The organism is Frankia tisae (genome assembly GCF_025403405.1).
Lineage (GTDB): Bacteria > Actinomycetota > Actinomycetes > Frankiales > Frankiaceae > Frankia > Frankia tisai.
In genome coordinates this window covers 1-15,707 of record NZ_JANEZT010000135.1, presented here as the reverse complement: position 1 = coordinate 15,707, position 15,707 = coordinate 1, and the positions used below count along the sequence as shown (strand labels likewise).

10 protein-coding genes and 1 pseudogene are annotated in these 15,707 nt (G+C 69.6%); 5 read left to right on the top strand and 6 right to left on the bottom strand.

From position 1 onward, the window contains the following. Window positions 1-195: 195 nt before the first annotated feature. From NBZ85_RS14735 to NBZ85_RS14720, 4 genes are all read left to right on the top strand, one after another. Window positions 196-954, top strand: a complete 759-nt coding sequence (locus NBZ85_RS14735) for a hypothetical protein (RefSeq protein ID WP_261562072.1) — start codon at window positions 196-198, stop codon at window positions 952-954. A gap of 16 nt (window positions 955-970) precedes the next feature. Then, entirely contained in the window at window positions 971-3,481 is a 2,511-nt protein-coding gene (locus NBZ85_RS14730) for a serine/threonine-protein kinase (protein WP_261562071.1), read from the top strand. A 109-nt stretch (window positions 3,482-3,590) separates the two neighbouring features. Next, window positions 3,591-4,865, top strand: coding sequence for a vWA domain-containing protein (locus tag NBZ85_RS14725; protein WP_261553640.1), 1,275 nt, complete (start codon window positions 3,591-3,593; stop codon window positions 4,863-4,865). Continuing rightward, complete coding sequence (locus NBZ85_RS14720) at window positions 4,855-5,424, top strand: FHA domain-containing protein (RefSeq protein WP_261553641.1); 570 nt, start codon at window positions 4,855-4,857, stop codon at window positions 5,422-5,424. Before NBZ85_RS14725 ends, NBZ85_RS14720 begins: the two co-directional genes overlap by 11 nt. A 138-nt stretch (window positions 5,425-5,562) precedes the next feature. Here the strand turns inward: NBZ85_RS14720 and NBZ85_RS14715 are convergent, their stop codons facing one another. From NBZ85_RS14715 to NBZ85_RS14695, 5 genes and pseudogenes are all read right to left on the bottom strand, one after another. Continuing rightward, window positions 5,563-6,393: a transporter substrate-binding domain-containing protein gene (locus NBZ85_RS14715; RefSeq protein WP_261553642.1), complete on the bottom strand. Its 831-nt coding sequence runs from the start codon at window positions 6,391-6,393 to the stop codon at window positions 5,563-5,565. 377 nt (window positions 6,394-6,770) lie between these two features. Next, the gene (locus NBZ85_RS14710; protein ID WP_261553643.1) at window positions 6,771-8,399 is read right to left on the bottom strand and encodes a GlnX family signal transduction membrane protein; all 1,629 of its coding nucleotides are present in this window, start codon (window positions 8,397-8,399) and stop codon (window positions 6,771-6,773) included. A 719-nt stretch (window positions 8,400-9,118) separates the two neighbouring features. Continuing rightward, a pseudogene (locus tag NBZ85_RS14705) lies at window positions 9,119-9,241 on the bottom strand (IS6 family transposase); the annotation flags it as partial. 146 nt (window positions 9,242-9,387) lie between these two features. Then, a complete protein-coding gene (locus NBZ85_RS14700) occupies window positions 9,388-10,029 on the bottom strand; it encodes a DUF6338 family protein (RefSeq protein ID WP_261553644.1) in 642 nt (213 codons plus the stop codon). A gap of 1,072 nt (window positions 10,030-11,101) precedes the next feature. Beyond that, window positions 11,102-11,467, bottom strand: a complete 366-nt coding sequence (locus NBZ85_RS14695; protein WP_261562070.1) for a hypothetical protein — start codon at window positions 11,465-11,467, stop codon at window positions 11,102-11,104. 222 nt (window positions 11,468-11,689) lie between these two features. Between NBZ85_RS14695 and NBZ85_RS14690 the strand changes: the two genes are divergently transcribed. Beyond that, entirely contained in the window at window positions 11,690-14,299 is a 2,610-nt protein-coding gene (locus tag NBZ85_RS14690; RefSeq protein ID WP_261562069.1) for a hypothetical protein, read from the top strand. Between the two features lie 57 nt (window positions 14,300-14,356). On the opposite strand, the gene NBZ85_RS14685 is transcribed toward NBZ85_RS14690, so the two are convergent. Beyond that, window positions 14,357-15,343, bottom strand: coding sequence for an IS701 family transposase (locus NBZ85_RS14685; RefSeq protein WP_261560457.1), 987 nt, complete (start codon window positions 15,341-15,343; stop codon window positions 14,357-14,359). Window positions 15,344-15,707: the final 364 nt, after the last annotated feature.

Here is a 15,707-nt window from a genome sequence, read left to right as displayed (position 1 = left end):
CGAGCTTGATAAGGTGGCCGAACAGCTGAACGGAAGGCCGCGGCAGACGTTGGGCTGGGCGAAGCCGGTCGAAGTCTTCAACGATTTGCTGGCGAAGCATGCGTCGCTATGACCGCTTGAATCCGCCCCTGTGGTCCCGGCGAGCGGGCTTGGTTCACCCCCAGCCCTAAAGCGTTCAGTGTGCTGTCCCGGGCGTTGAGCTTAGCGATCGGCGACGTGCACGGCGCAGCGACGCTCGAGGAATTCCGGGTCGTCATGCAGGCGACCATCGACGCCATCGCGGCGGAGTACCGACTCCCCGGCCAGAAGATGCATGTCCTCAGCGAGTACGACCCGGCTGAGTGCGTCCTGGTCACCCGTCCCGCCGCGCCGGGCCCGCCGGTGTGGTCTGCCGAGGGAGTGGCCGCCGAGGGTGATCTTGATGGGGAGCCCACCGGCGTGCCTGAACGCGCTGCCGACGAGGTGGCGGCGCTACCTCGGATCCTCGAGCAGCTTGAGTCGGATCTGCGCAGGGCGGCGCAGCAGGCCGAGGAGGCACTGGACCATTTTCTGGAACCGAGAGGCCTGCTCGCGCTGGCTGACCCGGACTGGCTGACCGACGCGGGCTGCGGCCTGCGGCCCTGGCTCGCGGACCTGCAGGCGGCCGTGCGGCAGGGGCGCACCGTCGACGCGCTGATCGGCGCGCGGGCGTGGCATCAGTACGCGGCGCGGGCAGCCCAGGAGGTCGAGCGCCTGCTCGAGGCCAATTCCGCGCCCGAGACGCACTTCCGGGAGCTACGCAGCCGGCTGCGACTGTACCGGGCGAAGGCCGGCCAGCTCGGGTTTCTCGAGTCGGCCCCCTTGTCGGAGTTACACACCGCGGCGCGCGCAGCCCTCCAGGACAGGCCGGTCGACCTCGACGCGGCCGAGCAGCGCATCGCTGAGTACGCGCGGGCACTGAGCGCGCCGCGCTGAGCGCCATGGAGGACACATGACCAACGTCCCGTCCGGTCCCGTGCAGCGGTGCCGTCGCCCCAACTGCTCGGGCACGGGGGTCATCGATGCCGACGGGATATGCGACGTCTGCGGTCACCCCGCGCAGACCGTCGAGCCCCCACCGGCCGTGGACCCCCCGCCAGTCAAGAAACGACCGCCGGCCCCAGCCGGCTCCACCGGTACTGCCTCGCGGAGCCCGCATCTGCAGCGCGATCCGGCCGGTTCGGACCAGTCGACGGCGTGGGACGGGTCGACGGGCCTGAGTGGGTCGACGGGCCTGAGCGGGTTGACGGGCTCGGGCGGGTCGACGGGCTCGGGCGGGTCACGTGGCTCGACGCACAGGGACACTATTTTCGCCCTGCCACCCCTGCTTGGCCTGCCGGAAAGCGGCCGTCCGGCGCTGCTCGCGAACACCACCGTCGCTGCGTCGCTGCGTCGCTGCGGCCACTGCGGCCACAGCGTGGCCGGCGAGAGCGGCGGCCCGCAGGAGCTGGAGGGCCGTTGCAACAACTGCAGCCATCACTACTCGTTCACCGTGAAACTCCGTCCGGGCGACGTCATCGCCCGCCGCTACCAGATCGCGGGCGCGCTCGCGCACGGTGGTCAGGGCTGGGTCTACGCCGCGCTCGACCTGCATCTTGGTGACGAGCTGGTCGAGTCGTGGGTAGCGGTGAAGGGCTTGCTGGACACGGCGAACCCACAGGCCCGTGCCGCCGTGGAGAACGAGCGCCGCTCGCTGACCGCGGTGTCCCATCCGAACATCGTGAAGATCCGGGACTTCGTCGTGCACGACGGCGCCGACTACATCGTCATGGACTATGTCCGGGGCCGCTCGCTGGCGCATTGCATGCGCGACGCCGGCGGCACCCTGGCACCTGCCGACGCAGTCCGGTACGTCCTGCGTCTGCTGCCGGCGCTGGAACACCTGCACCGGTACCAGTTCGTCTACTGCGACCTGAAGCCGGCCAACATCATGGCGACGTCGGAGAACGTCACGCTGATCGATCTGGGCGGGGCCCGCCGGATCGGAGACACGGCGTCCGGCTATCTGAGCACCCCCGGTTTCCGGTCACCGGAGATTGATGATTCTCGGCATCGTGGCGGAGTCAAGCCCGCCTTCCCGAGCGTCGCGTCCGACGTGTATGCGGCGTGCCGCACGCTCGCGGTGCTGATGCTGGGCCTGTCCTGGGACATCACCGGGAGACACCGGCACGATTTGCCGCCCCCCGGCCCCGGCCCGTTCCGGACGCTTGAGCGGTTCGACTCGTTATACCGCCTGCTGCGCAGGGGGACGGCGCGTCGGCCGGAGGACCGTTTTGGCAGTACACAGGAGCTGGCCGAGGAGCTCGTCGGCGTCCTGCACGAGATCGTCGCGGTCGACGAGAAGGCGCCCGCGCGCGGGCCGATGGTCAGCCGATGGTTCGCGCCGGCGCCCCCAGCGGTAGGGGTGGAGGAAGGCGCCGGGCTCCTAGCCAGCCTCCGCGTCGATCCGGACGATCCGGCGGCCCCCGGCCTTGACGCCCTGTCCGCCCGGCATTCTCCGGCGGACCTGGCCGACCGCCTCGAGGAATTCCAGCCACAGACCATCGAGGTGAAGCTGCGCCGGGTGCGGGCCGAGATCGACGCCGGGCGGCTGAACCGGGCTCGTGATCAGCTGCAAGTGCTCCGGACGGAGCACCCCCGGGAATGGCGTGTCCGCTGGTACGAGGGGCTCGCCGCGCTGGCGGCCGACGACGCGGGCGGTGCCCGGGAGCACTTCGACTGGGTCTACGCACAGGTGCCGGGTGAGCTGATGCCACGTCTTGCGCTTGGTCTCGCCCTGGAACGTGCCGGGGATCTGACGGTGGCCGCGCGGCTGTTCGACAGCGTGTCGGGCACTGACCCGTCGATAGCCGGCGCCGCGTTCGCGCTCGCCCGGTGCAGCGATGACCCGTCCGAGCGGGTGGACGCCTATGCGCGGGTTCCCACGAGCTCGCGGGCGTTCGTCACCGCTCGGATCCGCATGATCGAGATTCTGGTCGAAGTTGGGTCCGGCCGTGCTCCCACCGCAGCCTCGGTGCGGCGGGCCGGCAAGGTGCTGACGGATGCCGAGCCGGAGATCAGCCAGGACCAGCGGTATGCCCTGCGCCTGGCGGTGCTGGGGGCAGCCGCCCAGATGGTCGGCCCTGACGGCCCCGACGGCCCCGATGGCCCCGTCAGGAACGAGCCGGCAGCCGGGCACGCGCGGGCGGACAGGGCGTCGAGGGCAGACAGAGATGCGTGGGTAAACAGACGGGCGCGGGCGGCGACAGAAGCGTCGGCAGGCAGAACAGAGCCGCCATACGGGGAGACGCCGGATGAGGAGAAGCTGCCCGACACCGTGCTCGGGATCGAACTGCACGCCCGGGCGCTGAGCCTGGAGCAGGAACGGCTGTTGCGGCTGCGCGCCGCTCTGGCGACCACCAGGCAGGACCGGGTGCGGTTCGTCACGCTGGCGAACCAGGTCCGGCCGCGGACCTGGACGTGACCAGATCAGGGCGCGGCCGCTCGGGACGAGGCGGCTCAGAAAGGGCCGGTCGGGACAGTGCGGATCGGAGCGGAGCCGGCCGATGGGCCAGGCCCGTCAGGAGGCTTCAATGATTGATTTCACGTTCGACCTCTATCAGGACCCCTATCTCCCGCTCGACGCGACCGACGTGGACGCCCTCGTGACTATCACAGGGACGGGGAACGACCTGGGTACATCGGGCAGCGAGCATGCCCTGGTGATCATCGTGGACGCCTCCGGCTCAATGGGATATCCGTCCAAGAAGCTTGTGGAGGCAAAACGAGCGGCGGTGAAGGTCATCGCCGCCCTGCGTGAGGGCACCTCCTTCGCACTGATCGCCGGCACCGCCGCCGCACGGCAGATCTACCCGGAGTCGGGGCTCGCGGTCGCCTCCCCGCCGACCGTCCAGGCCGCCACCGCCGCCATTTGCAAGCTCGCGGCGGACGGCGGCACGGCCATCGGTAGATGGCTGACGCTAACCAACACCCTGCTGAGCCGGTCACCGGCGACCATCCGTCAGGCAATCCTGCTGACCGACGGGAAGAACGAGTCCGAGCCGGCCGAAGCGTTCAGGCAGGCGTTGCATGACTGCGAGGGCAACTTCCGCTGCGACTGCCGGGGGATCGGCGAGGGCTGGGTGGCCGACGAGCTGACGGCTATCGCCAGCACACTGCTCGGCACCGCTCTGGACATCCCCCGGCTCGAGCAGCTCGAGGAGGACTTCCTGGCGATCACGCGGGAGGCGGCGAGCCGGCAGGTGGCCGAGACCAGCCTGCGGGTCTGGCTGCCCTACCGGGCGCGGCTGCGCCAGCTGCGGCAGGTCCATCCGACCATCGACGACCTGACCGACCGCGGCAAGCCGGTCGATGGCAGCACCACAGCCTTTCCGGCCGGGTCCTGGGGGCAGGAGGTCCGGGAGTACCAGATCGGCATCGGCGGACTGGATCCCGTCGCCGAGGACAAGCCCAGCCGGGCCGGACGCGTCGACCTCGTGCGGGGCGACGTCGTTCTGGCCAGCAAGCACATCCTCGCCCACTGGACCGACGACTACTCTCTCTACACCCAGACCAGCCGGACGCTCGCCAAGTCGAAGGGGCAGACGGAGCTGGGCGAGGCCATCAACGCCGGCGTGCGAGCACTGCGGTCAGGCGATCTTTCTGCCGCCCTGGATCACCTGGAAAGGGCCGTCCGGCTTGCGCACGCTGCAGGCGACGAGAGGAAACTCGATCTGCTGCGGACCCTGGTGATCTTTGAGGACGCGGCGCGGGGAGCGGTCGTCCTGCGGTCCGACCTGCATGACTACGAGGCGCAGGTGGCTCTGCTCCGCTCGGCCTGGACCCGCGGGGTGGAACGTGACGAATGACCCGGTCACCGTGCCGTCCGGCGCCGGCGGCCGGCGGCCGGGTGGTGCATGCCCCCACTGCGGGGGCCGGCGGACGGCAGCCGACCGCTTCTGCCTGCGTTGCCGCTGTGAGTTCGCGACCGGCCGGATGCCGGCCGCGCTGCGGCTGGTCCCCCATTCCGCGACGGTGGCGCGATGGGAGGCACTTGTCGAGGCCGACCGGGCCTACTTCGACGACGGCAAGGCCGACGGGACGCGGTTCCCGGCCACGTTCCCGGCCAGGGCCGTCCCGCTGCGGGGGCGACGTGTCCTCATCGGCCGGCGTAACCGGTCTGCCGGCCCCACGGTGATCGATCTGTCGGCGCCGGTCGAGGATGAGGGCGTCTCGGTCGACCACGCTGTTCTCGAGCAGGTAGCGGACGGCTCCTATCAGCTCGTCGACCGAGGTTCACTCAACGGCACCCGGCTCAACGACGGGCGCGTGCCGCTGCCGGCGGGGCAGCCCGTGCCGGTTCGCAGCGGGGATCGGATCTTCGTCGGCGCCTGGACCCGTATCACGGTGCGCCAGCTCCCTTCCTGACCTCCCCGCCTCCCAACCCGCCAGCCCCGCTGGCCTTCCATCCTCGCCGGCTCTGCCGGTGCCGGCTGCCGGCCACACCAGCCAGATGCCGGCCGCTCGGCTGTCTTGCGTCGTCCCGTGTTGGAGACCGGTGGCTCATCAGCGGCCGTCACCTTCGGCGGGCCACCCGCGGTCGGTGGCAAGGGGACTCCGGCCGGGTCCCGGTAGGCGCGCGAGCCACCGGTGGTAGCTGCTGTCCCACCCGCCGCCGGAAGCCATGTACGCACGCAGGACCCCGTTCACGAACGCGACGAACTGGTCGCCATAACTGACCGGAGTCCCGATCCCGTACGGCTCGTCGAGAAGGGACAGCTCGGAGCCGAGAGCCTGGTCGAACGCGTTCGGCACCAGGGTGAGCAGCGGGTCCTGCGCGACCATACCCGCCAGGATGCCGTCGTCAGTCGCAATGGCGTCGACCTCACCGCGCTGGAGCGCGACCAGGCAGCCTGCGGCGGAATCGCGCGTGCGTACCCCGCGGCTGAGCCAGGCCAGGCCTTTCAGCTTGGCATACGAGGTGCTGTCGGACGAGGTGCAGACGGTGTGGCCGGCCAAGTCCGCGATACTGCCGAAGCCCGCGTTGCGGCGTACCAGGAGCCCGAGATGCGACTCGTAGTAGACGCCGGAGAACCTCACCGGATTCTTCTGGTCCTCCTTGCGGTCGCAGGCGATCGTGTATGTGTCGACGACGATGTCGTCGGCCGGCTCCACGGCGGCTTTCTGGATGTTCAGGACCGTCGGACGGTCTCCCAAATCGACGGCCTGGAAATGGACGGTATTCGTCGCCGTCCCGAAGAGCGCGACGGCGACCGCCTTTGCCAGGTCGACGTCGAAACCGACGAGCTGCAGTGTCCGCCAGTCCATCGAGCCGAAAGGCGGGTCGTCCACGCCGATACCGACCCGCAGGAACCCGCGGCGCCTGATCTTCTCCATGGGCGAGCCTGCGGGCATCGCGCCGCCAGCTGCCGGCATCGGGGTCAGTGGAGCCACGCTCGACCGCACCGGCCGGCCGTCCGCGCATCGGTCCGGTGGGCTGGTCGCGGCCGCTGCGCCGGGCCCCGTGGGCGCGGCGCTGGCCGACGCGGCCGGTGACGGCAGCGCGTCCGGCGGCAGGGAGAGGCCGGCGGTGGAACAGCCGGCCGCCACCAGCAGCGCCACAGCCAGGCTGACGAGAAGGTGGGCACGCCCGCCGACTCGCCGTCTACCCGTGGCGCTGACGCGGGCACGGGCCTGCTCTCGGGAAGGCCGAGTTCCTGCAGCACCGGTGGACGTGCCAGGTGCGGGCCGCTCGGCCCCACTGCCGGGTCGCCTCACCGAGCGTACTCCCGCTGCCTGCGCCAGATCCCGGTCAGCGTGAGGACGGCTGCCACGACCATGCCCAGGACACTGGCCCACCCGAGCCAGTCCAGCGGCGGCGAGACTGCGTTCATCCGTGCACGCAAGCCTTTCTGGTGCTGGTCGACGATGGCGGCAAGCTGGTTGTCCAGCTGGGCAAAGGCGGGCTCTTCGCCATCCACTGTCAACTGGGCAGCGTTCGCGAGGTAGTTCGGCGCGCTTTTCCCACCGTCCTGGCGGCCCGGCGTCGATTCCGGCGAGGCATCCGGATTGGCCAGCACGCGGATAACCCTGGCGTGGGCGTGCAGCCATCCGGTGACGTTGTCCGTCACGGCCTGCCGGTCAGCCGCCGGGAGCCGGGCGAGGGCGGCAACGAGTGCTCCCTGCCGCCCGTCGCCGAGGCTGCCCCGGGGCAGCGGATCACCATTCGGCCGGTAGCCAAGGCTGCGGACCGCGTCGTCGAAGTTCTTTTCATAGGGGTTGGCGTCATTCAGGGAGATCAGAGAGAGGTTCTCGTCCGCGTGCGCGCGTAGAATCAGCGATCGTGCCTGGGTGAGCAGCGTCGTGGGCGCATAGCCGTGTTCCCCGGCGGCAATGACTCGGGATCGTTCTATTCCCGCCCCGGTGAACACCGCGGTGACTGCCACCAACAGGACGGCGGCGCCCGCGAGCGCCCGCAGATCGAGGATCCGGTTGGTCCGCCGGAACAGCAGCACCTGAACGCCGAGCATTGTCAGGCACCCGGCGCCCAGCAACACCGCGAGGACCGCCACGGCTGCGGCGTCGGTGGCCCGGCGGGTCTGCCGGGTGAGGTCGTCGGAGGCCACGGCCACCAGCTGGTCCGCGACCGGGGTGATCGACTCCCGCATCAGCTCGGAGGCGCGTTTGAGGTACGCCTGGGCCACCTGCTGCCCGTTGCGGTTGTCCGCCCGCGCCGTCGCGACCAGGTCGACGTAGGTGGGAAGGTAGCTCTGCAGCGCGTCGAGGAGGGTCCCCTCACAGCGGGACGTGGCGCCGGCGCTGATGCCTCTGGCTGTGCCGGTGCCCGTGCCGGTTGAGATGCTCGCGTCGGCGCCGATACCGGCGCCCGTAGCTGGGGCTGGGGACCGGCGCGGCTGCGGGCAGGGCTGATGGCCGAGCTGATGGAGGCTGGAGATCGTCCGTGCGGCGTCGGCGAGGCTGTTGGTCACCGACGTCGTCTGAGTCCGGCCCCGGTCGTAGGCGTCGCGCGCCGGCTTGCCCGTCACCAGGCCAAGGTCCAGGGTGATCTCGTCGAACACCAGTGCCGCCGAGTTGGCGTCCGCGAAGGACAGGTCCGCCCGGACCCGCTGGGCGTCGATCAGGAACCCGGTCCGCTCGCTCGCCGTCCGCAGCGCCGCATGACGCGTGGATAAGACGGCCGCGGTCGCGCCGGCTGCCAGGGCAAGAACGACCACCACGGCCAGCATGGCGAGGCCAAGTTGACGCGGGGCATCCGCCCACTGCGACCAGCGCATCGTGGCGTGGCGCCACGCCGCCCCGCTCGTGCCGGACCCCTGGCTGGGGCTCCCGGCTGTCGCCTCCGGCCGGTCACGTTCGGCCTTCGCGACGTCTGCCCAGGTCATCCGCGCTCATCCAGTAGGCATACTGATCATGCTACGGAATGATAACAGTAAGTACCATCACTAATGTCCATCTTCGTCCAATGGTGTCTGTCGGTGCCGACTTTCGCCGTCGACCAGCGGGCAGCCACGCACGGTCCGGGGGGAGCGGGCGCAGCGCGACGCGTTCGACCCCTCGAATACCGCCAGCGGGGCGGCGCCGAGGGGAACGGAAACCAGCAGCCCGCCTACCCCGCCGTCATGGCCAGCAGCGCTGCGCGCGGTGCGTGGCTGGCTGACTCTCTGGCTCGGGTTTCGCCACTGGTGGCAGGCCTGGTCACCGGCGCCCCCAGCCACTGACTTCCAAGCACCACTGGACGCAGTCGCCGCCGGTCACGGTCTGCGTCTCTACCTCCCACCTTGATCTAACAAAATACCGATAGTCGCACGAGTGGCAGCGCGAGGGAGGGCGCTCCGGCTCAAACCCGACAATACACAAGTGGCTCCGGTCGACGATCATGCTGTCCGCCAGAAGCGGCGACGGCCTCGAACCCCGCCATCTTTGAACGAGTTTGTATACCTGACGGAATCCGTATACCTGACGGATCGTGATGCCTGCTACCCGGCGTCACCACCGCCAGTGAGCCAGAGCCGAAATCGTGACAGGCTCAGGTCGCCGGCGATGAGATGCACGGCGCGGACCCCGCACTACGCGACTGGTTGGAAGAACTCACGTTCTCCCCGGGCAGCAGCTCGTCGAGGAGTCGCGGGCAGACTGGCGTCTTGTCCGTGGTGACCTCCACCGGCCGACCCCCGTGCGCCAGTGCCTGACCGAACAACCGGCGGACAACGGCCTGATCGCCTCGGCCATCAGGATGACCCCCCGCCTCCTGACCGACTGGGCAGGCTGCGGTGGCAACCCGGCGGGGGACGCCATCGCCTGAGCGCCCGGGTCTGCGGGCGAGGTCCACGGTCTACCGTGGCCCGCCGGGCTGCTCCGGTGGTCAGACGCTCACGGAGTAGGAGGAATATTCCGGGCGCGTATTGTCACAATTTGATTTCGAGCAATAATCAGGTGACTGCCGGGTAGTTCGCGACGTTTCGTACGGTCTGGTGAGCGAGAGAAGAGCGGCTCCTGCAGGCAGAGATCATCCGTGAGAGATGTGTCGTGCGACCCGAACGCGCCTACGAATCCCTCGAACACGCGGCCGTCGGCCAGCTCCACCGAGAGGAAAGGCGGACGGCCGGCAACCACCCTGGTCAACACGCTGTTCCAAACCGATCCTGGTGATACCCGAGCCCGAAAGCCACGGATGATCATAAATGCCGCGGCCGTGGCAACTGCCCCGGAGAGCAGGAGCGCGGAGAACACCGACAGCAGTGCCTGCCAGGGGTGTTCCGTCAGATACAGCTGATTCCGCGCGGCCAGCTCCGGCAGGTTTACGAAGACTCCTGGCAGCACCTGGCCCAGACCCAGGACGCCGCCGCAGGCCAGGCAGCTGGATCCGATACCCACGCATACGAGGTCCACGACTTCAAGGAGCTGTCCGCGGGGAGGCCGGACGTTCCGCGTCTCGACGATCCGGATATGGAGATAGCCGGGAACAGTGACGAGCAGGAAGATGACGAGCGCCGCGAGGCTGGTCGGAGGCACTGGAAACAATACTGCCGGCCACCGGCTCCCTCAGGAGCCTGGGGGTGAGGGTGGGGGCGCGGGCTGCACCTCGGCGTCGGGAATCCGGTCAGGTGGCACCCCGGGATTGCTGATCACGACTGGCCCCCGTGTTTCCCTGTCGTCGTCGAACATCGATTCTTCGTCATCGGTTTCGCCCAGCGGTTCGAACCCGTCGTTTACCGGTTTCTTCACTCGTCCCTCCCCAGGAGGCGATGATGGTCGCGGAAGTGTCGAGACAAGCCTTGCACAGCCGGTCGAGGGAGGTCGAGGTCAGATGGCGGCACATCGTTCGGTCCGTCCGACGCCCGCGATCAGCCGCACCACCACCCGTCTCACCTTGCGCCTCGAACACTCGGGGCGGGCGGTCCGTGCGTTGCTCCTCGACGGCGACGGGCATCCGATCGCCCGGCAGGAGATCGACCTGGCAGCGGAGCGTGTGCGGCTGCGCGAAGCGACACGCCTCGGCGAACGCCTGTGGTGGCAGATCGCACCCGCCGCGCCCGCGGTCCGGACTGGTGCGGCCCGACGAAGAGCCGACAGAGTAGGAGCCTGGCTAGGAGAGGTGCTCCTGGACGGCGTCGGGCGACGCTTGCTCGAGAGCGCCCCGGTGACCGTGTGCATCTGCTTTGCTGCCGCCGACCAGGAACTCGCCGGGCTGCCCCTTGAACTTGCCCGGATCGGGGAGACGAGACTGGTGGATGCCGGCGTGACCATGGTGTGGACGCCGGTCGACACCGCAGAGACCTCAGACATCTCCGGCACGTCGGACACCTCGGGCGCGTCAGCCATCGACACCGACTTCGGCACTCCATCGCTCGCGGCGGGGCGGCCACGGATACTGGCCGCGTTCGCCTCGCCGGACGGCCTTCCACCACTCGCGTCACGCCAGGAGCGGGTGGAGCTCGAACAGATGCTGCGCGCCTCGCGGGTCACGCCGAACGACCTCACGATGATGCACAACGGCGTGACGCGTCGGCGGCTGGCCGACGCGGTCAGCCGGTCCCTCGCCGGTGCTGGTGGATTCAACGTCGTGCATCTTGCCGGGCACGGGTCACCGGACGGACTGTTCGTCGAGGACGAGACCGGGGCCCCGGACTTGCTCGACCGGCACGCCCTGATGGATATCCTCGGTCCCCTCCGCGGTCGCCTTTCGGTGCTGGCCCTGGGTGCGTGCGCGCTCGCCGGGCGGGCCACCACCGGTCCCCACCGTGAAAAGCCCCCGCTCGCCGTGGAGCTGGCCGTCGGCCTCGATGCTGTTGTCGTCGCGTTCCGCTTTCCTGTCGACGACGCGTTCGCCCGGTCGTACCATCGCGCGCTGTTGCAGAACCTTGTTCTGGGCGAGCCGGTCGACCGCGCTGCCGAGACTGCTGCCCGGCTCGGCGAGCAGGCACCGCCATCGCTCTCCTCCGTGTCCCAAGCACTCCGCTGCAGCGCACCGATGGTGGTCCTCCCACCAGCCCAGCTCCGCGCCCGTCCCGGTACGGCCCGCTGCTCCCCGAGCAGCCCCACCACACCCGCCGGCCCTCTGCGGACGGTCGGGAGCGCAGCTCTTCCGCCACAGCCGGAGATCTTCGTGGGCCGAACGGCGGCAATGCGGCGCGTCCGTCGGAGGCTCGACGGCGGAGCCCCCCCGGGATCTTTGATCCTCTTCACCGGCATGCCGGGGGTCGGCACGTCCACCATGCTGTTGGAGACCGCTCACGACCTGCTTGCCGAGCGCATGCCGGTGGTGTGGTGGGACGCGGGGGAGGCGCGCAACGCTCCCGTCCCATCACTGAGGCAGGTACCCGCCGGCGATGTCGTCGTGTGCGTGGACAATGCCGAAGCCCTGCTTGACGAGACGGGCGCATGGCTCGACCACCGCTGGCTGGAGGCGTTGAACGGTATCTCCGGTCGCCCCGGTGTGCGGCTGCTCCTTGCGTCCTCGGTTCTACCTGTACTTTGCCCGGCGCACTCCTCCATGGTCGAGACACTGTTTCCGCTCGACGATGGCGAGGCGGGTGTACTCATCCGGGAACTGCCCGGCTTCGGGTCGCTGCGGAGGCGGCGTGACCAGCTACCCGCGACGGTGGCCCAGGCAGCGCGCGCCGCCGAGTCGGACGCGGCTGGTCATCCTGGCTTGCTGCGCATTCTGGACACCCTCGCAACGGACGCGGCGCGGCGGGCGGGCGGGCCGGCCTTTCCCACCTCCGGCGAAGAGGCAAGGGGCGATGAGCCCGTTGCCGCCGCCAACGCGGCCGTCGAGGCCTGGGCGGGTGCCCTCCTCGCGAGGGCACCGTCGAGCGCGGTCGCGCTGGACTACCTGGCGGCGGTCGAGCAGGATGATCGCCGCGAGCCCGTGCTCGTGGTGAACTGGCCCGATCTGTGGGAGCGGCACTTTCCCGACGCCGAGGTGCCCGACCTGATGGAGGCTCTCGCGCTGCCTGTCCGCGCCGGCCTCGTCCAACCGCCCACGGCCGGAACGGATCATGTCTACCGGGTCCATCCCGCAGTCGTCCGTGCGGCTCGCGGCCGGCGAATTCCGGCGGGCGCCGTGGACGTCGAATTCGGCGCCTTCTGGTATGCCGCCTTCGCCTTCGCCTGCAATCGCGAAGACGAGGACGGTCTCGCGCCCATCCTTTACACGGCGCGGCACGCGCTGCCCTATCTGCTGCGACAACGGAACACGCATGTCGCGGTGGAGGTGTGCGAGAGCCTGGCTCGTGACTCCTCTCACCCGACCGACACCTATCTGCGTGCGGTCGTCGACGAACTCGTGACAATATGTCAGGACACTGCCGCGGAGCACGCTGCCCTGGCGCTCTGGGCCACGGTCACCTCCCGGCGCACACCGGACAGTGCGCTGGCCGACCTCCGGCGTATCGCGGCGGATACGCACAGCGGTACGCGGCGGCGTGCCGCGGTCAACCACACGATCAGCACCGTCCTGCGTGACCGCGGCCATTATGACCAGGCGGTCTGGCACGCCGACGAGGCGCGCGCCCTTGCTCGGCAGGCGAATCTGGGACCCTGGACCGTGCTGGCGCTCGACGTGGCGTGGTTGGAGGTGGCGAGCCGCGCCGGATGGAGCGCATCCCTCAACGCCGTTCTCCAGGGCCTTCGAGAGCAGCTGCCCACCGGCTCGGAGAACGCCCGGCCAGAGGCCGTCCACCCGGACGACGTGCGCGGCTCCCTGCTCACGGAGGTGGTCCGCTCGTCCGTCGCGCTGGGTCAGTGGCAGGAAGCGCTGGAGGCCGTCGACGAACACCTGCGGATCCTGCGCAGGCGCCGAGCGCGAAGGCACGAGGTGGCTGTCGTCTCCTTCAACCGCTACGGTCCGTTGCTGCGGCTTGGGCGAACCGCGGAGGCGGAACAGACCCTGCTCTTCTGCCGGCGGATCTTCGATGCCGAACGCGATATACCTCGGGTCGGGAACGTCCTGGCGGCACTCGCCGAACTCGAGGATCGAGCCGGACGTCTCGAGAGCGCCGTGGATCTTGCTCGGGACGCGCTCGCCACTCGTTATCGCGCGAAGGTGGCCTCCGCCATCGCGCGTAGCCATTTCAATCTCGCGTATGCCACGAGGCGGGCGAACGGGAATACCACCGAGGCGGTCGTTCATCGTCTCGCCGCCCTCCTGATCTGGCGCCTGTGTGGAGAGAGCATCTCCGCCGAGCGGATCCGTGCCCTTGCCCTCGATCTTCGCGCTCAAGACCTGCATGACGGCGGCAGTGGGTGTGATCAGACGATCCATGCGACGGCCGAGGCCCTCGACCGTACTCAACCCGGCCTGGCGAGACAGTTCGAGAAGCTCATATCCCGCCTCGGACCACGCGACGGCGCCGACCAGCATGCCCGTGATCTTGTTGAGGAGGCGCGTGCGCTCGACGACGACGTCGTGTACCAGACCGCCGCGCTGCAGGAGGCCTGGCGCCCGCTCGTCAGGGTGGCGAGACAGGTGCGCGAGGGGGACGAGGCCGCGCGGGAGCCTCTTGTACGGCGGTTGCACCAGATCGTGGACAAGGAGCCAGCCACGCGAGCCGTCGTCGACGCGCTGCTCGCCTTCCTGGGAGGCAGTACGGCCGTTGTGCCCGACGACATCCTCGACTTGGCGGACCGGGCGGTGGTAGCGATGCTTTTCGACACCGGCGCGGCGGCCGATCCCACGAAGTCCGGCGTGAAGTCACCAAGCCGCAGCGACTTCAGCTTGATGTTGAAGGGGCTCGCCGACCCCAGCCGGGACGGGTCCCCGCCCGAGGCAGCCTTATAGCCGCGGACATCCCGCAGGCCGCAGAGCGCCACAGAGGCGGGGAACGACTCCGGCCTCTCACTGAAGCCGGCCCGGAGCTGGCGCAGCACGCTGATCAGGCTCTGGCCGCGCAGCGCGTCGATTTCGTCGAAGAACAGCACCAGCGGTCGCGGACACGTCCTCGCCCACGCCGAGAGCGCACGTCTGAGCGGGTTTTCCGCGGACAGGTCCGGCCACGGGGGCGGGCGGAGGCTCTGCGGTGTGCCCGTCCCGGAAGGCACGGGTCACTGCCGTCCAGTCCCCGGGATCGTCCGGGCCGTGCCAGGTCAGCTGCCGGGCGGCGTCCACCGGGGTATGCGCGTCGGGGCCGTAAGCCCAGGTTCCCCGGTGCGGTTTGAGGGCCATGACAAACGGCAGTCCCGCCCCGGTCAGCTCGGCACGGAACCCGCCATGGTCGCCATAGGCGCAGTCGGCCACCACCGCCCGGAAAGCCACCCCGGCCCGGCGGGCCACATCGGCCGCGATCTGCAGCTTCGTCTGGAAACCCGGATCGCCTTTCCCCTGCGGGAAATGATGGGCAGGGGTGTAGGGGCGGGCGTGCAGCGGATAGTAGACACGTTCGTCTGCCCACAGGGTGCTGACCGTGACCACGCCGTTGTCGGTCTTGCCGTACCGGCCCAGCCACTGCCGGCCCACATGCGCGGTGGCCGTGCCGTCCTTACGGTCCCCGGAGCCGTCGATGACCAGCACCCCGTCCGGGTGCGCGGCGGTGCGTGGATCGGCTTGGAGTAGTTCCACCCGCCGGGTGTTGACCTTCTCCGGGTCCCACACCGACTCCGACAGGAAGAACTGCAGCCGCTGCACCGCCGGATGCCCCGCGCCCACCATCGGCTCGGCGCCCGCCAGGCAGGTCAACGTCTTGTTCCGGTCCCGCGGAGCCAGCAGCCCGGTCAGGTACTCCCGAAACCCCCGCCGCTGACCCAGCGCCGAGAACACCTCGTCGAACCGGGCTGCGTAGTCCTCCAACGGCCCTGGTGCTGGCGGGCAGGGCAAACGTCTGGTCATCGTCAGGCCTTCTCGCCTCGGAGACAACCAACAACACAGACCTACCCACCACACCCTTGATCCAACGAACTACCATTAGTCCGGGCGCCTGCGGCAGCCGTGACAACGCCGGGACCATGTAGTGGAAGTCAGGGCGGCACGGACCCGCCGTGTTGAACCGCCGCACCACCGGACATCCCCTCCGCCGCCTCCGGATCGGTCCTGTCACGCCCATCCTATGGTTCAATGCCGTTTAGCTTAGATTGATCTTTGGTTGTCACAACGGTCGGACGTGTCCGGCGTGCCGGTGGGCCGGGCGGTGGTTTGGTCACGGTTCGTGGCTTCGACGGTGACACCGGAGCAGGTGTCGGTGGGTGTGCTGGTG